25 protein-coding genes are annotated in these 25,314 nt (G+C 50.1%); 7 read left to right on the forward strand and 18 right to left on the reverse strand.

Going from position 1 to position 25,314, the window contains the following annotated elements; translation table 11 throughout:
• Positions 1 to 28: 28 nt before the first annotated feature.
• The 4 genes from GFB57_RS19540 to GFB57_RS19555 form a co-directional block, all read right to left on the reverse strand.
• The gene (locus GFB57_RS19540) at positions 29 to 481 is read right to left on the reverse strand and encodes a head completion/stabilization protein (protein WP_153983843.1); all 453 of its coding nucleotides are present in this window, start codon (positions 479 to 481) and stop codon (positions 29 to 31) included.
• 96 nt (positions 482 to 577) lie between these two features.
• On the reverse strand, positions 578 to 1,279 hold the full coding sequence (gpM, locus tag GFB57_RS19545) for a phage terminase small subunit (protein WP_153983844.1): 702 nt from the start codon (positions 1,277 to 1,279) through the stop codon (positions 578 to 580).
• A gap of 8 nt (positions 1,280 to 1,287) precedes the next feature.
• Positions 1,288 to 2,334: a phage major capsid protein, P2 family gene (locus tag GFB57_RS19550; RefSeq protein ID WP_290366887.1), complete on the reverse strand. Its 1,047-nt coding sequence runs from the start codon at positions 2,332 to 2,334 to the stop codon at positions 1,288 to 1,290.
• Between the two features lie 9 nt (positions 2,335 to 2,343).
• Positions 2,344 to 3,207, reverse strand: coding sequence for a GPO family capsid scaffolding protein (locus GFB57_RS19555; protein ID WP_290366888.1), 864 nt, complete (start codon positions 3,205 to 3,207; stop codon positions 2,344 to 2,346).
• Positions 3,208 to 3,387: 180 nt separating this feature from the next.
• On the opposite strand from GFB57_RS19555, the gene GFB57_RS19560 reads away from it, so the two are divergent.
• Genes GFB57_RS19560 through GFB57_RS19570 form a run of 3 tightly spaced genes read left to right on the forward strand, consistent with a single transcriptional unit; the run spans position 3,388 to position 6,521 of the window.
• Positions 3,388 to 5,169, forward strand: a complete 1,782-nt coding sequence (locus GFB57_RS19560) for a terminase family protein (protein WP_290366889.1) — start codon at positions 3,388 to 3,390, stop codon at positions 5,167 to 5,169.
• Complete coding sequence (locus GFB57_RS19565) at positions 5,166 to 6,194, forward strand: phage portal protein (protein ID WP_290366890.1); 1,029 nt, start codon at positions 5,166 to 5,168, stop codon at positions 6,192 to 6,194. The genes GFB57_RS19560 and GFB57_RS19565 overlap by 4 nt, the downstream gene beginning before the upstream one ends.
• A 57-nt stretch (positions 6,195 to 6,251) precedes the next feature.
• Complete coding sequence (locus tag GFB57_RS19570; RefSeq protein WP_048231788.1) at positions 6,252 to 6,521, forward strand: ogr/Delta-like zinc finger family protein; 270 nt, start codon at positions 6,252 to 6,254, stop codon at positions 6,519 to 6,521.
• Positions 6,522 to 6,557: 36 nt separating this feature from the next.
• Here the strand turns inward: GFB57_RS19570 and GFB57_RS19575 are convergent, their stop codons facing one another.
• The 6 genes from GFB57_RS19575 to GFB57_RS19600 all read right to left on the reverse strand — a co-directional run bounded on the left by GFB57_RS19575 (position 6,558) and on the right by GFB57_RS19600 (position 11,389).
• Positions 6,558 to 6,923 carry a DUF2528 family protein gene (locus GFB57_RS19575; protein WP_290366891.1) on the reverse strand — a complete coding sequence of 122 codons (366 nt, stop codon included), beginning with the start codon at positions 6,921 to 6,923 and terminating at the stop codon, positions 6,558 to 6,560.
• Complete coding sequence (locus GFB57_RS19580) at positions 6,924 to 7,250, reverse strand: hypothetical protein (RefSeq protein WP_290366892.1); 327 nt, start codon at positions 7,248 to 7,250, stop codon at positions 6,924 to 6,926.
• A gap of 10 nt (positions 7,251 to 7,260) precedes the next feature.
• Entirely contained in the window at positions 7,261 to 9,924 is a 2,664-nt protein-coding gene (locus GFB57_RS19585; protein WP_290366893.1) for a toprim domain-containing protein, read from the reverse strand.
• Positions 9,925 to 10,184: 260 nt separating this feature from the next.
• On the reverse strand, positions 10,185 to 10,754 hold the full coding sequence (locus tag GFB57_RS19590; protein ID WP_290366894.1) for a 3'-5' exonuclease: 570 nt from the start codon (positions 10,752 to 10,754) through the stop codon (positions 10,185 to 10,187).
• A 9-nt stretch (positions 10,755 to 10,763) separates the two neighbouring features.
• A complete protein-coding gene (locus tag GFB57_RS19595) occupies positions 10,764 to 11,099 on the reverse strand; it encodes a hypothetical protein (RefSeq protein ID WP_153983853.1) in 336 nt (111 codons plus the stop codon).
• Between the two features lie 20 nt (positions 11,100 to 11,119).
• Complete coding sequence (locus GFB57_RS19600) at positions 11,120 to 11,389, reverse strand: Cox family DNA-binding protein (protein WP_290366978.1); 270 nt, start codon at positions 11,387 to 11,389, stop codon at positions 11,120 to 11,122.
• A 201-nt stretch (positions 11,390 to 11,590) separates the two neighbouring features.
• On the opposite strand from GFB57_RS19600, the gene GFB57_RS19605 reads away from it, so the two are divergent.
• The 3 genes from GFB57_RS19605 (at position 11,591) to pflA (ending at position 13,811) form a co-directional block, all read left to right on the forward strand.
• Positions 11,591 to 11,893, forward strand: coding sequence for a helix-turn-helix transcriptional regulator (locus GFB57_RS19605; protein ID WP_290366895.1), 303 nt, complete (start codon positions 11,591 to 11,593; stop codon positions 11,891 to 11,893).
• Positions 11,894 to 11,986: 93 nt separating this feature from the next.
• Positions 11,987 to 12,982: a tyrosine-type recombinase/integrase gene (locus GFB57_RS19610; RefSeq protein WP_290366896.1), complete on the forward strand. Its 996-nt coding sequence runs from the start codon at positions 11,987 to 11,989 to the stop codon at positions 12,980 to 12,982.
• 31 nt (positions 12,983 to 13,013) lie between these two features.
• Positions 13,014 to 13,811 (forward strand): pyruvate formate lyase 1-activating protein, encoded by a 798-nt coding sequence (gene pflA, locus GFB57_RS19615; RefSeq protein ID WP_048231800.1) that lies wholly within the window; start codon positions 13,014 to 13,016, stop codon positions 13,809 to 13,811.
• Positions 13,812 to 13,854: 43 nt separating this feature from the next.
• Here pflA and GFB57_RS19620 read toward each other — a convergent pair whose 3' ends face one another.
• Positions 13,855 to 15,276 (reverse strand): amino acid permease, encoded by a 1,422-nt coding sequence (locus GFB57_RS19620; RefSeq protein WP_003035749.1) that lies wholly within the window; start codon positions 15,274 to 15,276, stop codon positions 13,855 to 13,857.
• 213 nt (positions 15,277 to 15,489) lie between these two features.
• Positions 15,490 to 16,638, reverse strand: coding sequence for an MFS transporter (locus tag GFB57_RS19625; RefSeq protein ID WP_003035748.1), 1,149 nt, complete (start codon positions 16,636 to 16,638; stop codon positions 15,490 to 15,492).
• Positions 16,639 to 17,023: 385 nt separating this feature from the next.
• On the opposite strand from GFB57_RS19625, the gene ycaC reads away from it, so the two are divergent.
• On the forward strand, positions 17,024 to 17,650 hold the full coding sequence (gene ycaC / locus GFB57_RS19630) for an isochorismate family cysteine hydrolase YcaC (RefSeq protein WP_003035746.1): 627 nt from the start codon (positions 17,024 to 17,026) through the stop codon (positions 17,648 to 17,650).
• Between the two features lie 109 nt (positions 17,651 to 17,759).
• Here the strand turns inward: ycaC and GFB57_RS19635 are convergent, their stop codons facing one another.
• The 6 genes from GFB57_RS19635 to lolA all read right to left on the reverse strand — a co-directional run bounded on the left by GFB57_RS19635 (position 17,760) and on the right by lolA (position 25,284).
• Complete coding sequence (locus GFB57_RS19635; protein WP_003035744.1) at positions 17,760 to 18,623, reverse strand: dimethyl sulfoxide reductase anchor subunit family protein; 864 nt, start codon at positions 18,621 to 18,623, stop codon at positions 17,760 to 17,762.
• A gap of 1 nt (position 18,624) precedes the next feature.
• A complete protein-coding gene (locus GFB57_RS19640) occupies positions 18,625 to 19,242 on the reverse strand; it encodes a DMSO/selenate family reductase complex B subunit (RefSeq protein ID WP_003035741.1) in 618 nt (205 codons plus the stop codon).
• Between the two features lie 10 nt (positions 19,243 to 19,252).
• Entirely contained in the window at positions 19,253 to 21,697 is a 2,445-nt protein-coding gene (gene dmsA / locus GFB57_RS19645; protein ID WP_003035739.1) for a dimethylsulfoxide reductase subunit A, read from the reverse strand.
• A gap of 236 nt (positions 21,698 to 21,933) precedes the next feature.
• Positions 21,934 to 23,226 carry a serine--tRNA ligase gene (gene serS / locus GFB57_RS19650; RefSeq protein WP_003035737.1) on the reverse strand — a complete coding sequence of 431 codons (1,293 nt, stop codon included), beginning with the start codon at positions 23,224 to 23,226 and terminating at the stop codon, positions 21,934 to 21,936.
• 92 nt (positions 23,227 to 23,318) lie between these two features.
• Positions 23,319 to 24,662 (reverse strand): replication-associated recombination protein RarA, encoded by a 1,344-nt coding sequence (rarA, locus tag GFB57_RS19655; protein WP_003035735.1) that lies wholly within the window; start codon positions 24,660 to 24,662, stop codon positions 23,319 to 23,321.
• A 10-nt stretch (positions 24,663 to 24,672) separates the two neighbouring features.
• Positions 24,673 to 25,284 (reverse strand): outer membrane lipoprotein chaperone LolA, encoded by a 612-nt coding sequence (gene lolA / locus GFB57_RS19660; protein WP_003035732.1) that lies wholly within the window; start codon positions 25,282 to 25,284, stop codon positions 24,673 to 24,675.
• Positions 25,285 to 25,314 lie beyond the last annotated feature (30 nt).

Consider the following 25,314-nt stretch of genomic DNA (forward strand, 5'->3'; position numbering starts at 1 on the left):
ACAAAATCAGTCAGCGATTCCAGCAGGCTCATATGATGGACACTCCTACGCGTGACAGCCCTTTGAGGCTACGCAACGCAAAGTTGGCTTCAGCCAGGAGGCTGTCCCGGGTTTCCTCTGCCGCCGGCTGCGCATCCGTTTTTACCCGGACAACGCTGATCCATTCGCCCATCAGGTCCGCTTTCGCCCGGGCAAATACCGCTTTACGGTACTGCGCGACAACGTAACTTTCCCCTTCATATGACGGCCCCGAAACGGCAGAGGCTTTAACGATACCCATCCCCGTCCAGTAATCACGACGCGCAATCAGGCTGGCATTGACCTGCGCCATCGCGCTGACAAGGGCATCGGCCACCGTGCCGGCAGCGATATCTGCCGGGATATTCCGGCTGTCCTGAAAGTCTTTCACATTCAGGTCAGGCCAGAATCCATCGTTAGTGACAGCAATATCCTGATAATCAATTGGCTTGCCGTTGAACATACGTTCTCCCTGGAAAAGACGGCTCAGACCAGGCTCCACGACAATTTAGGCTGATGCCTGTTGTCTCCCCTGCGAGCCGCCGTGGGTCGGTGCTCGTTACAGCGTCAGCTTGCGCCGGCGCTGTGCAATTTTGTCCCTAAGCGTACGAACCTGAATCTGTGGGTACATATCCTGTGCCGCTGCCAGAAACATATCTGCTTTGGCTAACTGCACATCATCATCGATGGCAGATGCTAATGGCCTGCCATCTTTCCCACGCAACAGCTGCAGGCCAGAGAACCGCAGATACTTGGCTTTGACGATCTCGTTGACCGGCCATTCCTCCAGGACACGTTGACTGACGCGTGAAAAGTACGGTTCTACCGCGCGGCCGTTATCCGCTTCACGCTCAGCCCATGCCAGCATTGTATCCGCCACAAAATGCGGAAAATCGCTGCGGATATTTGCCGGTGTGTCCTGCCCCTGTTCAATGGCGAGGTCAGCCCAGTCCAGTGCCAGGCTGAAATCTTCCACGTCGAACAGCCAGATCACACAGTACGAGAACACCGGGTGCAGATGGACGGAGTCGCCTGCAAGATATTCCCGCACATACGGCATCCATCGTGGTAGCAGTTCGTCACGCTTCATCACAATCCGCTGCCCAATCTGCGACAGGCTGCGCAACCGTTGCACATCCACCGCCAGTGCCGTGACCAGCAGATGCAGGCTGTTAGGAGCATTGGTTGCTGCCTCAACGTTACCCGCAGCCATTGCCTGCGCCGCTTCAACACGGCGCTGATGATCACGAAACAGGCTCATAACACCCCTTACGGATTAGTGGTTGTGCCTTTGTCGCCTTCCAGCACGACGTTCGCCGGTTCGATACCCACAAACAGGGTTTCGTCTTCCACCACGTACGCTTCGTTGCGGTAGTAGGAGTCCACCAGGCCTGCCAGCTCATCATCGTCTTTGAAGCCACGACGCATCGAATCCGTCTGGGTATAAATCGACAGGTTAGAGTAAGTGGTGATGACACACCCACGCGCCGGGAACTGTGGAGGAATGACAGCCGGCAGACCACCGAATGACCCCATCAGATCCATTTGTTTCATGGCCGCACGTTCGGTCGGAGTACGACCATGCATCTTGCCGGCAGCATCCGCTTCTTTAGCGATAATGTCAGCACCGACCATCAGTACCAGGTCAGTACGCTGACGGTGTACGGGGTCAAGTCCCTGACGCAGGTCATAAGCAAGATGATCGAGACTGGTATAGTCAGCCGTTGCATCGGTCCCGACTTTGATTTTGTCGGCAGTCTTACCGCCAGTCAGAATATTTTTGGCCAGATTGGTTCGCATCCACTGCAGCCAGCCTGTGTTCACATCCTGCAGCAGCTTGTTGGTGGCCGGATCAGAACTGTCAGCAACAGACGTACCATTCCAAGCAATCATCAACTGATCGAGTGCAATCTGGCGCTGCACAAACTGCGCATACAACGCCATAAACTGATCGCCCATACGCGCCCAGGTATCGGCCAGATGCCATGGCACAATCACACCACTGTCTGTCGGCGCACAGGTGTATTTCGCACCGGCGGGGTTAATATTACGGCGGTAGCGACCGGTTGCTTTGCGGCCGGTGATAGTTTGCTGCATGCCAGCAAATACTTTCTCACCGGCAATATCCGTCACCAGTGGCATATTAATCAGGCTCATGAAATCAACAGATTCCTGAACCGCACCCAGCAGACGTTCTTCCTGTGGTCCTGTAATGGCAAATGATTTACCCGCCAAAATCACGGCTGGATCAGCGCCATACTGTTTGGCCAGAATGTCACGTACCTGTTGTACGAGCTTTTCGGTTTGTGGTTTCATCCCTGTTCCTTACAACCAGACTTTGTTTTCTTCGCCTGGATTTTCATCCGGTTTTTTGGTGGTGTTCGCGCTGGCCACCTGCTCAAACTTCTGCACAAGGCCATCCAGCTTCCCTTCCAACTGAGTAAACTGCTCGGCCGTGATAACCGTGGTCGGTTTGTCTTCCGGCTTAATTTCCTGCTTTTGAGGATCGGCGGGTTGATTACCGACACTGAACGCTTTCACCTGTTCCTGAATGCCGGTAATCGCCGCATCCTGCGTATCCATGCGCCCCATCAGCGCATCGAACTGTTCCTTGGTCATTTCGTCCTCGTCCTTGGTTTGAGGTGGGTTGTCTTTGTTGCGGCTGAAGAAGCGCTGGAGGAAGTTCTTCTCCCGGGCTTTGGCTTCTTCGCTAACTTCTCTGAGTTCACCGAGAGAAAACATTTCTGCTCCTCCCTGTTCCAGCGCAGATTGCGTACTGCCCATACTAAACATCAGGCGATCAGTACCCAGAGAGGCCGGAATATCTGTAACCGCCAGCCCAAACAAATAATATTTCCCGGTGCCGGCAAAATTCTCGACAACTTCAATAGATGTAAAAAGTTTCTGCCCGGATTCGTTGGTGGCAATCAGCCAGTCATTTGGCATGAGCTGGGCAAACAATTTGAGAACACCATCCACACGTTCTGCTTTCAGCCCAGCAACTTCACCGTAGTTATAGCTCCACGCTCGCGCCTCAAGTGTGTCGTGGCGTGGCCAGATAAGAGCGGTATAAGTTTGTGGATTATAGGTATCGGCCGCTTCCTGCAGCCATTCTTCCTTGATTTCGCGTCCGTCCGCTGTTTTCCCTGCGGTAGCAACACAAATCCAGTCTGTGCGTAAACGTGGCATAACGTCCCTGTCCTCTTTGTCCCTGGGCACCAGTAAAACGGAACAAGAAAAGAAATTCACTTAGTGGGATTTCGAGGGATTTCGCTACGTATTGATAGCGGAACGCAGCGGAATTTAGCGGAATGTAATCTCTTGCCATCCCGTCAGAATGGTCAAAAAGGAACAATGGCCAGAGGGAATATGGCGCAGAAATATTCAGAGGAAATCAGGGACGTCGCCCGCGCCCTGTATCTCAAACGGTGGACACCGCAGGAGATCAAAGAGGAGCTACGACTACCCAGCGTGCGCATCATCTACTACTGGGCAAAGAAGTTCAGCTGGCGTGACCTGCTGAGCGAGGAAGGTGTAGAGGCAGCATTATCACGCCGTATCCAGGTACTGACAGACCGTGACGGCAAATCACAGCTCGAGCTGCAGGAGCTGGATCAGCTCGTTGGCCATCACGTAAAACTGCTGGCTCAGCGCGCAAAGCGGGAAGAGAAGCTGCTGCAGCTGCAACACCTGCAGGAGAGTGGCAAATCATGCGCGGCTGGTACCCTCACAGATGAAGGTACCAACCAGCAACGCAAAGGCCGTAAGCGCAAAAATGATGTCAGTGAGATAACCGCTGACAGCTTTAACGAGTGGGTGTCGGTACTGTTTGGGTACCAGCTGACGCTGCGAGAAAACCTGCATCAGAAAATCCGTAATGTCCTTAAAGCCCGACAGCTCGGTGCCACCTGGTATTTTGCCGGTGAGGCACTGGAAGACGCGATCCTCAATGGAAAGCCACAGGTTTTCTTGTCTGCATCAAAACGCCAGGCTGAAGTATTCCGACGCTATATCGTGCAGATAGCGCATAAATTTCTCGGCATCGAGCTGACCGGTAACCCGATACGCCTGAGCAACGGCGCTGAGATGAGTTTTCTGGGAACGAACAGCAATACAGCCCAATCAGAAAGCGCCAACGTCTATATCGATGAGTATTTCTGGATCCCGAAATTCCGCAAACTGAATGACGTTGCATCAGCGATGGCCACGCATGACCACTGGCGCATCACCTATTTCTCTACACCCAGCTCAAAAGCGCATGAGGCGTATCCGTTCTGGACCGGGGACGAATGGCGTAGGGGGCGCCCGGAACGTAAACACATTGAGTTCCCGACCGAGGCCGAGCTGCGTGACGGTGGCAGGCTATGCCCGGATAAACAATGGCGCTTTATTGTCACCATCGAAGACGCGGTAAAAGCCGGATTTAATCTGGCAAATATTGATGACCTGCGTGACCGCTACAGCGGCCCCGCCTTCGACATGCTGTTTATGTGTGTGTTCGTTGACGATAAAGATGCCGTTTTTGGCTTCGACCAGCTGATGAAATGCGGTACCGACCCGGCAATGTGGCAGGACTTCAAGCCAGATGACCCGCGCCCCTTCGGCAACCGGGAAGTCTGGGGAGGTTATGACCCCAGCCGCACTACCGACAACGCCACATTTGTGGTTATCGCGGTGCCGCTGTATGCCGCCGAAAAATATCGGGTATTGAGAAAATGGGTCTGGACAGGCCTGTCATTCAAGTTCCAGGCCGAGCAAATCAAAAAAATCAAAGAGGCGTACAACCTCACCTACATCGGGATCGACGTCACCGGCATCGGTGCCGGCGTATTCGATATTGTCAGCGCATTCGCGCCCCGGGAGGCCGTACCTATCCACTACAGCGTGGAAAGTAAAAACCGTCTGGTACTGAAGATGATCGACGTGGTTGGCGGCAATCGCATCGAGTGGGACCGGGAAGACAAGGACATCGCGGCCAGCTTTATGGCCATCAAACGCACCACCACCGCCAGCGGTAACGCCATGACGTTCGTCGCTACGCGGTCACAGGAAACCGGGCACGCCGACTCATTCTGGGCGATATCACACGCTATGCAGAACGAGCCGCTGAATACCGAACATAAACGCAAATCGAGATGGATTCTGGGATGAGCAAAAAGAACCGTAAACCCGTAACGGCAGAAAACACCGCGCCGGCACAGCAGAAAATGAGCATGATCACCTTTGGCAACCCGGAGCGGGCTATCCTCAACCCACTGGAATATGAACCGGTGTATTACGACAGTTCGAGCCAGTTCTACACCCTGCCAGTCAACCGGCTGGCGCTTGCTGAATTACCGGATATCAACGGCCAGCATGGTGGTATTTTGCGAGCCAGAACCAACATGATCACCGCCGATTTTGTCAGCGGTGGCGGCATGATGCAGGAAAATATTCAGGCTGCAGTAATGAACCTGCTCACATTTGGCGATGTTGCGTTGCTCAAACTGCGTAATGCTTTTGGTAAGGTGATTGGCCTGCATCCCCTGCCCTCACTTTATCTGCGCCGCGGAAAGGACCAGAAATATTACATCCTGCAGAAAAGCGGAGCGCTGACGTATGCCGAGAAAGAAATTGTCTTTATCAAACTCTATGACACACGTCAGCAGGTATACGGTAAACCCGATTATCTCGGCGGAATCCACAGTGCCATGCTCAACAACGAAGCCACTATTTTCCGACGCCGTTATTACAAAAACGGCGCTCATCTCGGATACATCCTGTACACAACGGATCCGAATATGACAGACGAAATGGAGAACGAATTAAAAGAACAAATTGCCGCCGGCAAAGGTGTAGGCAACTTCAAATCTATGTTGATCAACATCCCGGGCGGGAAAGAAAAAGGTGTACAACTCTTACCTGTCAGCGACATGACCGCGAAAGATGAGTTTGTGAACATCAAGAATATCTCGATGCAGGACATCCTGAATGCCCATCGTTTCCCGCCTGGACTGGCCGGGATGATGCCGAACAACAACAGCTCATTCCCGGATATCACAAAAACACGGGACGCTTACCAGCGGGATGAGGTTACCCCGATACAAAAACTTATCCGGGACGCCGTGAATAATGATAGTGACATCCCTGCAAATTTGCGCATTATCTTTACACAATCGGAACCAATTGACGCATAATGGGGTAAATTTTAAGCGCAAATGAATATTAAATCTGGTGATAGCAAGGAGCATAAAATGCGGATTAAATGTCCAGAATGCGGGGCCAGAGCGGTGATTAAATCAACCAATCCCATTCACCCTCAACTCACTGAAGCGTATTGTGCCTGCAGTGACGTGAATTGCGGCCATACATATGTTCTGCAGGTATCGTTTAAACATACTCTCAGCCCCAGCAGAAAATCATTAGATGACTTACTGGTGGGGCTAATTGGCTCGCTCGACCCAAAGAAAAAGGTCGAGCTGATGGGAAGGCTGAAAGGGCTGGACAGGCCTGCAATGTTATAAAACCACAATATCAGGCACCGCTATTCGGTGCCTTTTTTATAATATCTCAATAGACATATCATCATTTTCTAATTCTAAATCTTCGGTATCAATAATTTTAATACCGTGACTTCCATCCATCGGTGGCCATCCTTCCTGCCCATTACCAGAATCCCAGTCAAACTGTTTAATCAAACCATCAATGGTATAACCATCCGGGAACTGGATGTACATAATTTCTCGCGCCAGCATTTTCAAAACAGCGTTAATAACCCCACCGTTCTGCTCAACGCGCCAGTCTGCATTCATCCAGAAGTTATTTATTTCATGGAAATCAGCCTCACTAACGATATCGTGGTCTATCTCAATGGTGACACTAGCTTTCAAATCATAATCAATTTTATACACTTTGATATTTGTCATTTATTTTCCCTCCCCGTTAGCCTGCGCCGGATCAACCCCAATCCAGCCAACGCTAATATCGTTTAGTGTTGTTTTTCTTCCATTAAGTAAGTCAAAATAGTGTTGATTTTTTTCCATCATTAACCGGATAAATGTTAAATTCATATTACGAAAAACGACATCTCTGGCAGAGAGAGAATCGAAGCTGAGGCTATAATCAACAACTTTAATTACCCCGTCTTCTGGATTCCAGCGAAATAAAATAGCCGGTTTATCTTCATCATCAATGACTTTCTCAACAAGCACCTGAAAACTACCAACCTCATAAAGTTTGCAAAAAATATTCATAATATTCCCCTTATTTTTCCCGACTAAATACCCAACAGTAATACGTTTCAGAACGACGATATGCGGTGTCTTTTCCCTGATTGAATTGTTTGCTGACATCACTACGCACAGAGCAGGTACGCAGATATTTGCGTTTACTCCCGTTCTTAAGCAGCTTTTTGATATCAACCATCGTAAAGTTGAGGCGCTGCCGGTAATGCGCTGCCACTTCTTCAAAATGGTTAAAGTTGACAGCAATCTCGTTCGGTTCAGATATGGCAGAGTGGTTCATTCCTGCTGATTCCTGACCGTCCAGGTAATCAAACATTTCCCAGAATTCCTGCACCAGTGGGTGATCCTTATTGAGCGCTCTCTGACGTTCTTCTGCCAGCGTTACTGCATATTTCCAGGTCTGCTGAATGCGATCTGCAGGTACCGGCACAACCAGTGGCAAAACGGCCAGCATCGCCTGAATTTGCGCGTGGTTGAGACTGATACGGTTAGATTTAATGATGCCCTGCGTCTTAAATTGCTGCTGAGCTATAGCAAGATGCTTGTCGTACTCTGCCAGCAGTTCATCAGCCATCGATGTCGCTTTTATCAAAAACCCTGATACTGCCTGAACCGGCATCTGCTCAAGACGTACAGCAGCAGCTGTTGTCTCAGGCGTCTGGCCAGAACGGTCAGTTGCAATATGAATCAGACGGGATAGCAGCGCCTCTGAGCCATCAACATCGGCGTTCTGCGCGATGACTATTGCACCTTTGAACGGTGGTTCGTATGTCTCGTTATTGTTGGTCTTGATACCGAGGGCGCGGGATGCTCGTCCGTTATAGAGAGATTTCAGTTCGTCATAATCAAACGCCCGGAGGTTTTTGGACTTCCCTTCAACCGACTGGCGATCACCTTCAATCAGAACAACAGGCAGATTTGATACCTGAGAGAAGTTACGGCCACGCGCGGCAGCCGTTGATTTCGATGGGTCGAACCCTTCGTAATCTTCACGGCCGCAGAGCTTCCACAGAAATTCTATCAGAGTGGATTTACCGGTTCCCGGTTCGCCCACTATCTCAAGGAATGGATAGGATTTATTACGCTGGCGCAGCTGCTCAGCAAAAAAAGACCCCAGCCAGAATGCCAGCGCGATATAGCCTTTGGTTCCGAATGCCGTCCAGATGTCATTAACCCAGTTCGTTTCAAAATCGCGCAGATCCACATTCAGGTTTAACGAGGGTGTCAGGCTCAGGCTTTTGATGGATAGCTTTTCAATATCAAAATAGTCCTCCTCATTCAGCGTGAAAACACGTCCTTTACTGATGGCAACATCATTAAATATCCAGGCATTATGGTCTTTATTGAACCCGAGCCAGTTCATGGTGTTTACCTCTTTGATGTTCTGCAGAGAACGAAAAATGATATCCAGCTGCTTAGTAGTGCCGGTAAAGAGTGCACCTTTGGCCATATGCAACAGACGTTTTTTAAACTCTGCAGAACTGGTCAACTGACTGGCGGTAAACGTGCTTTTTACCGTCGGCATATTGGGAGCCATAACACGCAGGTAATACCACGCCTCATCGGTGGGTTTTGATACCTGGTAATACAGCGGTTGCATCACGCAATTGGCGATTTCTTCAAGGCTTCCCGATTCCTTAATGGCTTTCTCTTTGGCAAGTTCATCGTCAAATATCCCCTCCAGCTCCTGTATGCGGTCGTATGCCCTGGAGTATTTTTCAAAGTCCAGTTCAAACCAGTAAGTGCGAAAACCAAAGGTAAAATAGAAGCTGCGCCAGCTGTTATGGTTGTACATCTCCAGCGCCTTCGCTGCCGGGCTTTCTGCCAGCAGTAGACGTCCGTAATGGCGATACTGGGTAATATTGTGTGGTTCAAGCCGTTCACGTAGGTGCAGGTCATTCCAGTCAAGGGACGACCCATTTTCCGAGGGCAACGCTGCAGAGACTTCCCAGCCAGCATCCCGGGCGCGACGTGCAAATTTTATGATATGGCTGCGACCGGCTTTATCATCATCAAATGCCCATACCAGCCGTGGACGGGGCTTATCGCCGAGGATTTCAGTCAGCATATCGAGCAGCGCCTTTGGATAATTAACGCTGCTGAGGGTGGCCACTGCGGCCTTTCCCGCTTCATTAAGCGCAATGGCATTAAAAATACCCTCGGTGATCCAAATCTCTTTCTGCGCGGACAAATCCAGACCGGGATATTCCCACCAGTAGCCAGCATAATTACCAATAAAATTGGCTTTCTGGTTAAAACGGTCTGGTTGATCAATGATGCGCTCCCAGCCGCTGCCGTTCGCCAGCTTAAACTTCACCGTGGCGCTGCCGAGACCATTCTTGAGGAAAGTACCCTGGGTATAGCAACCAGCCAGTTTCGCGGTATCCAGTCCCCTGGCTTCGCGGAGATAGGCTTCTGCAGTGGCATTTGGTGTTTCGGGTGTGGGCTGATAACGCTTTGACCAGTCCTCAAAAATGTCCCGGTACAACTCTTTGACCAGTATTTCTTTACCGCATTTATTCTCGCGGCCACACTTCAACATCCATGGCTTTTCGATACTGGTAAACAGTTCTTTCTTGTGACATGCAGGGCAAACGCCCTGCTGTAAATACTGTTCACGTTCTTTAAAGGAGAAGTCATTAATTAACCGTCTGACAACTTCCTGTTGAATGGTGACGTTCATAGAAATCCCAGTAATTAAAGCAGCCATCAAGGCAAAAAGTTATATTCTGAATTGCTTGTTATAACGTTCATGGGTCATTAATTCCCAACTTTTACCATCATCTTTACTGAGCAAGCGCCAGCGCAGAGATACATTCATCTTTATATAAAAATGTGGTTTAACAAGCTGATAATTCTTTTTGCCACTGTAATATTCGCTTAGCAGAGTGAATGCTTTATTTATGACACATTCACTTGCATGAGAGGTCACTGTGAGCATAGTTATTTCACACTGGCAATATTAATAAGATACATCCAAACGTAGGAAACCGTTTTTGCCTGATGAATAGCATCGTAAAGTGCATGATGTGGTATGCCATCGAAGGGAATAATATTTTTCAAATTCAGACCAAGGTCTTTTGCCAGTTGTTCCATCGTTCTGACATCACGATCATTCCAGTAATTCCAGAAAGGATGCGTGAAGCCACATCGTTCTGCGGCATGCCGAATAATAACGTTATCAAAAGACGGGCCTTTACCCCATACCTGCACATAGTGAGGGTCGCCATTTTCCTGGATGAATGCAGAAAAATCCTGCAGGGCAAAATCCATATCCTGACAATCATCACATAGAAATTCACTACGCGCCTCCGTTGACTGGCGCATCCACCACAGGACAGTATCAGCCCCCATAGTACAGCCATAGTCCACGCTGTTAAGAAGACTGATACGACGATAAAAACGCTCACCCATTTCACCCGTTTCAGGGTTAAAGAAAACAGCAGCAAGAGCTGTTATGGCTGCGGTTGGTTTATTATCCATTGTTTCAAGGTCAATCATTACATGTTTCATAGTATTCCCTTAACGTTGAACAGCAGTAAGTGGCTTAAGGTTAGAATTGCTTTTACGTATTTCACCGGAGGCCAATGAAGAAAGCGCCGGAATATTATGTTCAGTCGGAATATCACCTTTAAACGCCATCAGGGTAATTTTATGCAATTCTTCGAAATCAACCGTATCGTTATTGAATCGTGCCGTTGCTGAAATCCCCTCCAGACATTTAGCCAACTGAAGGTTTAATTCCATTAACTGAATACCGTCACTGTGGACAGAATAATTTTCTTTTTCGATTACCGTCACCTGAGCCTGATAGCTCTGCAACAAATTACGAATAAGCGTGGCATATTTTGTTTTCATGATGTTATCCAACGATGATTTTATTTATGCGTTGATTTGCTATGGCTGATACGGTTTTTCCAGTTATGCCACTCTGCCGGAGCCTGCTCTACAAGATGAGCAGCGTATTTGTTCCATTCCTCAATATTTATCCATAACTCAGCATTGCCGTTCGGCTTCTGCGGATCTGACATGTAGAACGCCGGCAGCTTCCCCTGCTTGGCCATCTCAACAACTGCCTTCGGTGTTTTGCCAATAGAGGCTGCAAACACCTCCTTTGATACCAGGGCGGCGAGGTTCGATAAATTCATCGGTTTTTCGTCTTCAGCTTTCTGTGAAGAACTGCGGTGTTTTGTACTGAAAATCGACGATGAAAGATGTTCTGCCGATTCTGATTTAGTGGTCATTTTGATATTCTCCGTACTGATTGCCCTAGCTAATTGAAGTGAAATTAAGTCACCTGAAGTTAGTTTGGGTTCGCATTGGGTTTAAATTATCGGATACGAATACTTATGTCAACATACGAACAGAGCGAAAAACTCACCCTGATACGAGAATCAGAACGGTTAAATCGAAAGGAAATGGCGCAACTAGTTGATATTCCTTATAGCAGCTTGTCTAACTATGAAGCGGGAAGGATGAAAATGTCTTTCGAGGCTGGAGCAAAAATCTTCAAACATGCAAGGTTCAGAAAATACCGCGACTGGTTCATGTTCGATGAAACAGATCCCGCATCCGGACAAATCGCACCGGTTCTCGCACACTCTGGGCAAGACGAAACAACCTTGCAGCACTCAGGCAAAAAGATTGGCTAAGCATTCACGCCGCTTATCTATGCAGTAAATGTACGGTTACCTTTTGTCATGAACAGAAACAAGACGTAGAAACACGCATCATCGGAGGGCTTTATGTCTGTTAAAAAGCTTGATGATGGTCGATATGAAGTGGACGTAAGGCCGCAGGGTGCAGACGGAAAACGTATTCGGCGGAAGTTTAACACCAAGGGTGAAGCCCAACTCTTTGAGCGTCATATCCTGGTTAATTTTCACAATAAAGATTGGCTGGAAAAACCTGCAGACCGGAGAAAGCTGACCGAACTGCTGGACTTATGGTGGATCTATCACGGAAAACTGCATGAGCGAGGCGATATTGAGCGCGGCAGGTTAACCACAATTCTCCACCGTTTTGCAGAAATGGGTGTATATCGTGCGGACCAGCTAACGAAAAAGGCAATTATCGACTACCGCGTCATACTTATGGGTGAAGGTTTAAAGCCGGCTAGTGTGAATCGACATGTGGCGATATTAAGCGGTTTATTCACCAAACTGATTGATGCCGGTGAATATCATGGCCATAACCCCATGCGTGAAGTGAAGCGCCTTAAAGAAGCTGAAGCAGAAATGGCATTTCTGACTGATGATGAAATTCAGGAGCTGCTGGCCAGACTCGATGGAGATGAGCTGAATATTGCTCTGGTCTGTCTGGCTACTGGTGGACGATGGGGAGAGGTATCCCGTTTGAAGGCTGAGCATATTATCCAAAACATGGTGACGTTCATGAAAACCAAGAACGGCAAACGGCGAACTGTTCCCATCTCTGCAGAGCTGGCATTACGTATCAAGGGAAAGAAATCCGGGCTTTTGTTCAAAGCCAAGTACAGCACAGTCCGTCGAATCCTGAAGGAAGTAAAACCGGATCTACCTGATGGGCAGGCCGTTCATGTAATGAGGCACACATTTGCCACACATTTTATAATGAATGGAGGTAACATAATCACATTGCAACGCATACTTGGGCATTCGACCATCCAGCAAACAATGGTCTATGCGCACTTTGCCCCTGATTTTTTACAGGACGCAATCACCCTGAATCCGGTGTCCAGAATGTCCATAATGTGTCCATAAACCAGAGTTAACTAGAGTTACTTAAAGCGATATGAGCAACTTAACCCATTGTAAAGATACAGAAAATACAGCAATCACTGCACCTGAAAAGGCAGTTATTGGTCGCATTCACTCCTTTGAATCCTGTGGCACTGTTGATGGCCCGGGCATCCGTTTTATTACCTTCTTTCAGGGCTGCCTGATGCGCTGCCTGTATTGCCATAACCGCGACACGTGGGATACGCACGGCGGTAAAGAAGTTACCGTTGACGAATTAATGAAAGAGGTGGTGACCTACCGCCACTTTATGAACGCCTCCGGCGGCGGCGTGACAGCGTCTGGCGGCGAAGCTATCTTGCAAGCTGAATTCGTACGTGACTGGTTCCGGGCCTGTAAAAAAGAAGGTATTCATACTTGTCTGGATACTAACGGTTTTGTTCGCCGCTACGATCCGGTGATCGATGAGCTGCTGGAAGTCACCGACCTGGTCATGCTCGATCTCAAACAAATGAACGATGAAATCCATCAGAATCTGGTGGGTGTATCTAACCATCGTACACTCGAGTTCGCGCGTTACCTGTCCAACAAAGACATCAAAGTGTGGATCCGCTATGTTGTCGTACCTGGCTGGTCTGACGATGACGACTCCGCACACCGCCTTGGCGAATTTACCCGCGATATGGGCAACGTTGAAAAAATCGAGCTGCTGCCTTACCACGAGCTGGGCAAACACAAATGGGTGGCAATGGGCGAAGAGTACAAACTCGACGGCGTTAAGCCGCCGAAGAAAGAGACCATGGAGCGCGTGAAGGGTATTCTCGAGCAATATGGACATAAAGTGATGTATTGAGTTTTATGGTGGGTAACAGATACGTTACCCACCTGACTCTGCCTTAACGCCCTCTTCTCGCCAGTAACGGGAAAATCAATCCCAGTCCAACCAGCACAAATGGCGTCACAATATTCAGCGTGAGCTGGAATGTCCACTCAGGGGTGAAGGCTTCCATTTTCGGGAAAATCCCGGTCAGACAGGCAAATGCGGTAAAGGCAAAGCACCAGATCCCCACGGTCATCGCAAGCGATCGGTTGCGAATAAAGACATATTCTGATTTATATTTTTGCGCCAGACGAATAACGGCAATGAATGCCACAAACACCCATAAATAACGCAATGGCATCACGACAGAGTTAAGATTCAATAGCCATTTATACAGATTGTTCATGTCGCCAATTCCCAGTGTTGGCAACATAATCAGAATCGCCACCAGCACCAGCGTCAGAATATAACCATTTACCGGCGTACCGGAAGCGTTGGTTTTACACAGGCTCTCGGGAATATATTTACGATCAGCATCACCCAGCAGAACTTTAAGCGGTGCATCAATAGAAAATACCAATGCCGCAATCTGTCCCAGCGTATTGGCAATCGCGTAAATAACCATCAGCGAATTACCCATACCATAATACTCACCCAGTTTCTGGAAGGCGTAATATTGACCATTCGTCATCAGATCATCTGGAATATGCCGGGAGTCAAACATCATTCCCATAGCCAGCGATCCGAGAATCGCACATACCGCCACCATAACAGCCAGAACGAGCATCCCTTTCGGAAATTCTTTGCCCGGATTACGTGTCTGATTAACGTATGGCGAAATTTTCTCCGCGCCGCCCACGGCAAAGACCAGCATGGAGATCGTGGTAATGTAGGTAAAATCAATGTGCGGGATAAACGATTCCCAGGTGATATTAGTTGTCGCTATCTGCACATCCGTAATTGCAGGCGCAGTTACCGCCATCACGACATACAAAATGGACATCACAAACATCGCGATGCCTGCAACTGACCCAACAATTTTCAGCGACTTCATGCCACGGGACGCAACCCACATGAAAAAGACAAACAGCGCCAGCGTCAGCCCCTGCAACGCCACGACGGTGTACTCTTTAATCAACGAACCATCGCCTTTCAGCGCCCATCCCAGCGCAATCAGAATAGCCTGCGGTTTTTGCGCCAGATAAGGAATATGCACAACCCAATAGGTCCATGCAGCAAGATAGGCCAGCCCTGGCCCCATGGTATGTTTAATCCAGGTACTGACGCCGCCTTTGCCCTCTTTAAAAGTCGAGCCAAGCTGACCGACGATCAACGCATAAGGAATAAAATAGAGCGCGAAAATAAATATCCAAGAGGAGACAACAACCAATCCCTGATTGGCATAGTTGTTAACGACGTTGCCAAAACCCCAAACGGTAATAAAAGACATCAATGCAATGTTGTACCATCGCAATTGTTTTTCCTGCACACCAGCCATACGCAATCCTTCGTGGAAGCTTTATGATTATCAATAAATGAGGCGTGGGATTATGCGCGGTAAAATGAGCGAGCGGAAACGGCAGGATGTAAAACTATAACCTTCTGCACACTTTATTTTTAGGAAAGAAGTGTGTGATTAAATAATGCAGGTTCCCATAAAGCATACATAAACAGTATGTATGGGAACCTGTTCATATTCTGTTAAATCAGGTCAAATGTGCGCAATAGAATTGGGTGTATGGCCCGTTTTACGCAACAGCATCAGTAAATAAATAAACGATACGCTGGCGATCATGATAAACAGCAAGCTATCTGAATAATTCTGCATCAGCATCGCAGTAAATGAAGGACCCAGCAGACTGCCCACGGTATAGCTCAATAACAATGCCTGATTCATGGCGACCAGCTGATGATGTTCCACCTTTTCACAGGCCCAGGCCATCGCGACCGGGTAGAGGGTAAAGCCTGCCGCACCCAACATAAACAACGCGGGCGCCATCGCCGCCTGATTCAGCATGGCGATACTCCCGACGATCACCACGAAGACCTGGACGCGTAAAACCAACAGACGTCCCAGCTTGTCCGCCAGACGGCCAATCGGCCATTGCCCCAGAATACCTGCACTTACCAGGACCGCCATCCAGAAACCAATGCTGGCGTTACTCACCCCCTGATGATTGAGATACAGCGGCATCAGGCCATACAAAGACCCCAGCACAATCCCGGAAATAATACAGCCATTCACGCCCAGACGCGCCTGGCGGAGTTTCAGCATGGAGACAATAGGCGTAGACTGCTGCCCATCACCCTGCTGATTGGCAATGCGCGTAAACAGCAGTGGCAAAACACCCGCCAGGATAGTACCCGTCACCCACGGCAGGACATTCATCAATTCCGTGGATACTTTACTCACCAGCAGTTGGCCTAAAAACGTCCCCACGTAATAGATCATCATATAGGCGGCAAGCAAACGTCCGCGATTACGCGAAGTCCCGCTGCACATCAGCGCGCTTTCCACCACCACCCAAATCATGGCGCAGCCAACACCGGCGATAAAACGCCAGGTCATCCAGCTCCAGAATCCCACCATAATCCCCAGCCCGACACAGCCCGCGGCAAAAATAAGCGAGGCGATGTAATAGCTGCGGTTAAAACCCAGATGTTTTATTAAATACCCTGTCAACAACGTCCCTACCAGATTACCGGTAAAGTAAGACGAGCTCACCACGCCTACCTGCCAGGTGGGCAGATTTTCATGGGCGAGCCAAAGCGGGACGAGCGTGTTTAACACGGCGATCGCCAGGGTCAACAGAAGTAGCCCGCACAGCAATAGCATGACGGGACGGGTATAGGTGGACATGAATAAAAACCGTGAGGAAGTTCAAATTTCATGCGCATCATGCCACTGCTAAAAACATTGTCAATCGGCGTAATCAAAGGGCTGAGGCGCTTTCTGGTCGATCGATTTGCATTACTGATTCTTAATGTGAATAGATAAAAAACACAAAATCACATCTGCTTGTTTTTATTGATCTAAAACAAAAATCTCGCGTTACGTTCAGTCGAAAAATTTCATGGATTACCCTTACTTTTATTTCTTACTAAACTCAATGCGGGATGCTGAGCTGCATTGTCTTCAAAATAGAACAGTGAGTTCTTATTTAGGCATCTACTCCAGACATCGTTCTTTTCGTAGACTTAAACTCATCAAATTTCCCCCACTGATGCTGAACAGGAGAAATATCATGACTAAACCTTACGTAAGACTTGATAAAGATAATGCGGCAGTACTGCTGGTCGACCATCAGGCTGGCCTGCTCTCTCTGGTTCGGGATATCGATCCCGATAAATTTAAAAACAACGTGCTAGCCCTGGGTGACTTAGCAAAATACTTCAACCTCCCAACCATTCTGACAACCAGTTTTGAGACAGGACCAAACGGGCCGCTGGTACCGGAACTGAAAGCGCAATTTCCCGATGCGCCCTATATTGCTCGCCCAGGAAACATTAACGCATGGGATAACGAAGATTTCGTGAAGGCAGTGAAAGCGACCGGCAAAAAGCAGCTGATTATCGCCGGTGTCGTGACGGAAGTTTGCGTCGCCTTCCCTGCGCTCTCAGCTATTGAAGAAGGCTTTGACGTCTTTGTGGTAACCGATGCTTCAGGCACATTTAATGAAATTACCCGTCATTCAGCTTGGGATCGGATGTCTCAAGCAGGCGCTCAGTTGATGACATGGTTCGGAGTAGCGTGCGAGCTGCACCGCGACTGGCGCAACGATATCGAAGGTCTGGCAACGCTGTTCTCGAATCACATTCCGGACTACCGCAATCTGATGACCAGCTACGACACGTTAACTAAGCAGAAGTAAAACCAGGGCGAAAACCCTGGCCTGACATATTGCCTGATGACGCGCAGCTTTAAGGCCTACGGATCTGTAGGCCTGATAAGACGCAAGCTGCCATCCGGCATAGTTTGGATTAACTCGCCACCGCCATACCGACTGTCATATGCAGCCCGTAGAACACGCCACGACCAATCAGCTCGCCGACTAACAGCAAAATAAACGCCACGGAAAGCAGCGGAACGGCAGGCTGGTAACCCTTCACTTGCGGTACAATCCAGCAGCACAACGCTAATGCCAGCGCCACAATCCGCCACGCCATCAGCGAGCCGTAATCCGGAACCAGCGCAGAAGCCTGTTGAATCGAACTGTGGATCGTCGCCAGTTCAGCCCCCTGCATGACAGACATGATGGCGCTTACGACCAGAGCAAGCACTGAAATTGCCGGCAGCAGGCGCATAGCCCAACCATCCACGCCAGCAATTCTCAGTAACAGATACCCCAGCAGCGGACCGCCCATAAACATCGTCAGGAAGAAGCCCAGCGGAGTCCAGACGCTGTACCAGGTCGGCACAGTATCAATGGTGTTATAAACGCGTACCATCATCCAGACAAAAACCACACCCAGCACCATGGTGACAACTAACCACAGATTGCGTAATGCGGGCGACATTTTTTTCAACGTGGCCAGCAGCCAGCCGATACCACCAACGGCAAAGAAGATTGAACCGCTGGCAATTTCGTTACTCAACGCCGAAGACCCAACGCGATTGAGCGAGTTAAAGGCGCGCATCGGCGAGCCCAGGTGGAGCATAGAAGCAATGAAGCCAATGCCCATTAATACCCACAGTCCAAACATGCAGGCAATCACGCGCTGCTGCGATTCTGGACGCAAGTCACCTTTCATCAACGCCAGCGCAAGAACGATAAAGCCACCAACCACACACTGTCCGAAAACCGTGAAGATCATCAGCGGCCATTCATGCCATCCACTTCCCATCTTACACCTCCTTCGGATTGGCCAGATAACCTGTGGTATCCCCGGTCGGGCGGCTATTGGCGTTAGGTTTGATGACAATACTCGGTTTGGTAAAGTGCGCACCCGGCAGTGGCGCAACCGCAGCCAGGGTGCCATGCTTTTTGCGGAGCTCTTCAATCGGACCAAAATCCAGCGCACGCAGTGGGCAGGATTCGACGCAGATAGGTTTTTTACCTTCAGCGACGCGCTCATGGCAGCCATCGCATTTAGTCATATGCCCTTTTTCAGCATTGTACTGCGGCGCGCCGTAAGGACAGGCCATGTGGCAATACCGACAGCCAATGCACACGTCCTCATCGACAACGACAAAGCCATCTTCACGTTTGTGCATCGCGCCGCTCGGACACACCTTGGTACAGGCAGGGTCTTCGCAGTGGTTACACGCAATGGAGAGGTAATAGGCAAAGACGTTCTGATGCCAGACGCCGTTATCCTCCTGCCAGTCACCGCCCGCGTATTCATAAATGCGGCGGAAGCTGACCTCCGGGGTTAAATTTTTAAAATCTTTGCAGGCCAGTTCGCAGGTTTTGCAACCGGTGCAACGGCTGGAATCAATAAAAAATCCATACTGGGTTGTCATCGGTTACTCCTTACACCTTTTCAACCTGAACAAGGTTCGTGTGTGATGGGTTCCCCTTCGCGAGAGGAGACGGACGCTGGGTCGTCAGGACGTTAATACAACCGCCCTGGTCCACGCGTTTTGCGTCCGGGTCATACCACGCTCCTTCGCCTAGTGCCACCACGCCAGGCATCATACGCGGCGTTACTTTCGCCTCGATGTGCACTTCACCACGATCGTTAAAGATGCGCACCTTGTCGCCGTTGTTAATGCCGCGTCTCTGCGCATCCATCGGGTTGATCCACATTTCCTGACGGCAGGATGCTTTCAGAACATCCACGTTGCCATAGGTCGAGTGGACACGAGACTTGTAATGGAAACCGGTCAGTTGCAGAGGGAATTTCTCCACCAGAGGATCGTTCAGGCTTTCAAATCCTGGGGTATAAATCGGCAGTGGATCAATCACATCACCTTCCGGCAGTTCCCAGGTCGCCGCGATCTCGGCAAGTTGCTGCGAATAAATTTCGATCTTACCTGACGGAGTAGTCAGCGGATTGGCGTCAGGATCCTCACGGAACGCCTTGTACGCCACGTGATGCCCTTGTGGGTCGCGCTGTTTAAAGATCCCCTGCTTGCGGAATTCTTCAAACGTTGGCAGATCAGGAATCGCTTTGCGCGACTGCTCGTACAGATGACGCATCCACTCTTCCTGAGTGCGACCTTCTGTAAACTGCTGCTCAACGCCAAGGCGTTTCGCAAGCTCGCTGGTCATCTGGTAGATAGTCTTGCATTCGAAGCGTGGTTTGATCGCCTGATCGGTGAAAATCACATACGACATATTCCCGCAGGAGGCATCCAGTGCGAAGTCCATCTGCTCCGAAGCAGTACAGTCCGGCAGCAAAATATCCGCGTATTTCGCCGAGGAGGTCATATGGCAGTCGATGACAACGATCATCTCGCACTTCTTATCATCCTGTAGGATTTCGTGTGTGCGGTTGATGTCGGAGTGCTGGTTAATCAGGCAGTTACCCGCATAGTTCCAGATCATCTTAATCGGAACATCGAGTTTATCTTTACCACGAACACCGTCACGCAGCGCCGTCATCTCCGGACCTCGCTCAATGGCGTCCGTCCACATAAACATCGAGATACTGGTTTCTACAGGGTTCTCCAGCGTAGGCATACGTTCAAACGGCAAACTGTATGAGCCCTCACGCGCCCCGCTGTTGCCGCCGTTAATCCCAACGTTACCGGTCAGAATAGCCAGCATAGAAATAGCGCGGGTCGCTATTTCACCATTAGCATGACGCTGCGGTCCCCACCCCTGGCTGATGTATGCCGGTTTAGCGCTACCGATTTCACGTGCCAGTTTGACGATTCGTTCAGCAGGAATACCGGTAATTTGCGCAGCCCATTCCGGGGTCTTGGCAATACCGTCTTTGCCCTGCCCAAGAATATACGCCTTATAGTGACCGTTTTTCGGTGCATCGGCCGGTAAGGTTTTCTCGTCGTAACCTACGCAATATTTGTCAAGGAACGGTTGATCAACCATGTTTTCGGTGATCAGAACATAGGCCAGCCCATTTACCAGCGCGGCATCCGTACCCGGACGGATGGGGATCCACTCATCTTCACGACCCGCGCCAGTATCCGTGTAGCGAGGATCGATAATGATCATGCGGGCATTGGATTTCTGTCGCGCCTGTTCAAGGTAATAGGTTACCCCACCCCCGCTCATACGGGTTTCACCTGGGTTATTCCCGAACAGAACCACCAGCTTGCTGTTTTCAATGTCTGACGGGCTGTTACCGTCTGCCCAGCCGCCGTAGGTGTAGTTCAACCCGGCGGCGATTTGCGCTGAAGAGTAGTCACCGTAGTGATTCAGGTAGCCACCACAGCAGTTCATCAATCGTGCTACCAGCGTTTTGCCCGGTGGCCAGGAGCGTGTCAGGGTGCCGCCCAGCGTACCTGTGCCGTAGTTCAGGTAGATAGACTCGTTGCCGTAGTCTTTGATAAGACGCTGCATATTGCTGGCAATGATGTCGTAGGCTTCATCCCAGCTGATACGCTCAAATTTACCTTCGCCACGCTTGCCGACGCGTTTCATCGGGTATTTCAGACGATCGGGATTATAGACGCGACGACGCATGGAGCGACCTCGCAGACAGGCGCGTACCTGATGCAAACCGTCGTAGTTGTCATCACCGGTGTTGTCGGTTTCAACATACTTTATTTCACCATCTACCACGTGCATACGCAGAGGACAGCGGCTACCACAGTTCACCGTACACGCGCTCCAGATGACTTTCTCACTGGCCTGTGTTGGATTAAGGGCTTCTGCAGCATTTGCAATACGGGTAAATGGCAGGGTAAACGCGCTACTGGCCACCGCCAGTCCGCCTATCGCCGTCGTTTTCACCAAACCTCGGCGACTAACCTCAGCTGCCAGCATGGCATCGGGGATCTTAGTTTTCATAGTGGCTCACTCTGCTGCTCACAATAAACAAAAGGCAAATATTCGTTGTATAGATTTTTATATAACGTTACTATCGATATACAGACTGGTAGATACTGAATTTGCGAAAAGACAGAGATAAATACTGACTTTCATTTGAAGGCAGTATTACTCCTATGGAGGTAGTCGTTATTGTCCGACGTCAAACGGGCATAAAAAAAGCGCCCGAAGGCGCTTTTTTAGCAGGGAAAGGTAGCTTAGCCGATGAATTCCAGGCCATTCATGTACGGACGCAACACTTCCGGAACCTGAATGCGACCATCAGCCTGCTGATAGTTTTCCATTACCGCAACCAGCGTACGTCCTACCGCCAGACCAGAACCGTTCAGCGTATGTACTAAACGGGTCTTTTTATCGGATTTACTGCGGCAACGCGCCTGCATACGACGAGCCTGGAAATCCCACACGTTGGAGCAAGATGAGATTTCGCGATAGGTGTTCTGCGCCGGGATCCACACTTCCAGATCGTAGGTTTTGCATGCGCCGAAGCCCATGTCGCCTGTGCACAGGATGATCTTGCGATACGGCAGACCCAACAGTTGCAGGACCTTCTCAGCATGACCGGTCATCTCTTCCAGCGCATCCATCGAATCTTCCGGGCGAACGATCTGCACCATCTCAACTTTATCGAACTGGTGCATACGGATCAGACCACGGGTATCACGACCGTAAGAACCTGCTTCAGAACGGAAGCACGGCGTATGCGCAGTCATTTTGATCGGCAGCACATCTTCGTCAATGATTTCGTCACGTACCAGGTTGGTCAGCGGCACTTCTGCCGTTGGGATCAGCGCATAGTTGCTGCTGTCAGCTTCTTCATCCAGCGGACGGGTGTGGAACAGATCGCCAGCAAATTTCGGCAGTTGGCCTGTTCCGTACAGCGTGTCATGGTTAACCAGATACGGAACGTAGTTTTCGCTGTAACCATGCTGTTCGGTATGCAGATCCAGCATGAACTGAGACAGCGCACGGTGCATGCGCGCGATCTGGCCTTTCATAACAACGAAACGAGAGCCAGTCAGCTTAACCGCCGCGGCGAAATCAAGACCCGTGTGCATTTCACCCAGAGTAACGTGATCGCGCACTTCGAAATCAAACTCACGTGGTGTACCCCAGCGGCTGACTTCGACGTTGTCATTTTCATCTTTACCCACCGGAACTTCGTCCGCTGGCAGGTTAGGAATGGTCAGCGCAATATCGCGGATCTCAGCCTGTAAGGTATCAAGTTCAGCTTTCGCGGCATCCAGCTCTTCGCCCAGTTTGTTCACTTCCAGACGTAAAGACTCGATATCTTCCCCGCGCGCTTTTGCCTGGCCGATGGATTTCGATCGAGAGTTACGCTCTGCCTGCAGGTTTTCAGTTTGTACCTGCAGAACTTTACGACGCTCTTCAAGAGCGCGCAGCTTATCTACATCCAGCTTAAAGCCCCGGCTTGCCAGTTTTTCTGCGACTGCGTCTGGCTCATTACGCAGCAGATTGGGATCGAGCATGCTTATCCTGTGCTTATCGAATTAAAATAGGAGAAAGTGACCACAGCCTGCGGTCACAGGGATACAGAGACAACATTACCGCAACGATAACACTAACGGTAGCGTTTTATAGGGCTATTTTGATCCTGTCCGGCGAGCCAGGCGAGCTTTTCGCCAATCTTGCCTTCAAGACCTCTGTTTGTGGGGTGATAATAGCGCGTTTGTGCCATTTCCTGCGGGAAGTACTCTTCTCCGGCGGCATAGGCATTTGGTTCATCATGGGCGTAACGATACTCCTGACCGTAGCCCATCTCCTTCATCAGCTTCGTCGGCGCATTGCGCAGGTGAACCGGCACGTCGTAATCCGGACGTTCACGTGCATCAGCCAGCGCAGCTTTGAAGGCGGTGTAAACTGCATTACTTTTCGGCGCGCAGGCCAGATAAACAATCGCCTGAGCAATCGCACGTTCGCCTTCCGCTGGTCCCACACGGGTAAAGCAGTCCCATGCGGAAATTGCCACCTGCATGGCGCGAGGATCGGCATTGCCCACATCTTCAGAGGCAATTGCCAGGCAGCGACGAGCAACATACAGCGGGTCACCGCCTGCACTAATGATGCGCGCATACCAATAAAGCGCGGCATCCGGTGCACTGCCGCGAACCGATTTATGTAATGCGGAGATGAGATCGTAAAAGCGATCGCCTTTATTATCGAAGCGTGCGCTGCGCTCACCGGCAATTTCAGTGAGCAATTCTGGTTTCAATACGCGCTTGCCAGAATCATCAACTTCGGCCATATCGGCCATCATTTCCAGCGTATTCAGCGCCCGGCGCGCGTCACCATTAACCAGTTCGGCAATAGCCCGACGCGTCTCTGGCGGCAGTACGATATCCTGGCCGCCGTAACCCCGCGCTTTATCTGACATCGCCTGGTCCAGCACCAGTTCAATATCGTCGGTGGTTAACGATTTCAGTAAGTAAACGCGTGCGCGTGACAGCAGCGCCGAGTTCAGTTCAAACGAGGGGTTTTCAGTGGTGGCGCCAATAAACGTGATGGTACCGTCTTCAATATGCGGTAAAAACGCATCCTGCTGGCTTTTATTAAAACGGTGAACTTCGTCGACAAACAGGATCGTACGCCGACCAGCGTTACGGTTCTGACGCGCACGCTCAATCGCTTCACGAATCTCTTTTACACCAGACGTAACCGCCGAAATGCGTTCGACATCGGCGTTGGCGTAACGGGCAATGACTTCGGCAAGCGTAGTTTTTCCCGTCCCCGGAGGCCCCCATAAAATCATGGAGTGCAGGTGTCCCGCCTCGATAGCGCGCGGCAAGGGTTTACCCGCAGCCAGCAAATGCTGCTGGCCGATATACTGCGCTAAATTTTCTGGCCGCATACGCGCGGCCAGTGGCTGAAAGGTATTATCAGAAAAGTCGAGCGACAGATTGCTCACTCACACGCCTCTACTTACGTTGATCGTCAACCGTTACACCTTGCGGCGGGGTAAAGGTGAATTTGGAAGGTTCAATCGCACCATTCTGCTGAGATTTCAGCTGATAGCTGCTGCGCTGATCGTCTTGCTCAACGGCGCTAAACTGATGGATCGTTCCGTCACGCCCAACATTGATCGTAAACTGCTTCAGGTTACCGCTGCTGGTTTTTGGCGTCAGCACGAAATCATCGCCGTTTTGCTTAATGTTGTACTGCTGCCAGTCACTGGCCTGGTTACGCGCGATCAGCATGAACGGCGTATTTCCCGTGGCGTCTTTCAGCCAGGTCGCGGTCGCCTGTTCAACAAACGGGTTAAAGAACCACAGCGTTTTCCCATCGGAAACCAGGATGCTCTCATCAGGCTGGGTCATATGCCAGTTAAACAGATTAGGACGTTTAACCCATAAATCACCCTGACCTTCCTGCACCGCTGCGCCGCTGCCGTCCGTGACCTTCTGAGTAAAGCTGGCATGGAAGCTACTGACTTTATCCAGACGGCTTTTCAGGTCTCTGGCAGCGTCAGCCCAGACACTGCTCACCACAAAGCTCGACAGTAATGCACAGGTGATTGCGATTCTTTTCATCGTTATTCCTCAAAATACGTCACTCCCAAC

Source organism: Citrobacter sp. S39 (assembly GCF_009495675.1).
GTDB classification, from domain to species: Bacteria; Pseudomonadota; Gammaproteobacteria; order Enterobacterales; family Enterobacteriaceae; genus Citrobacter; species Citrobacter freundii.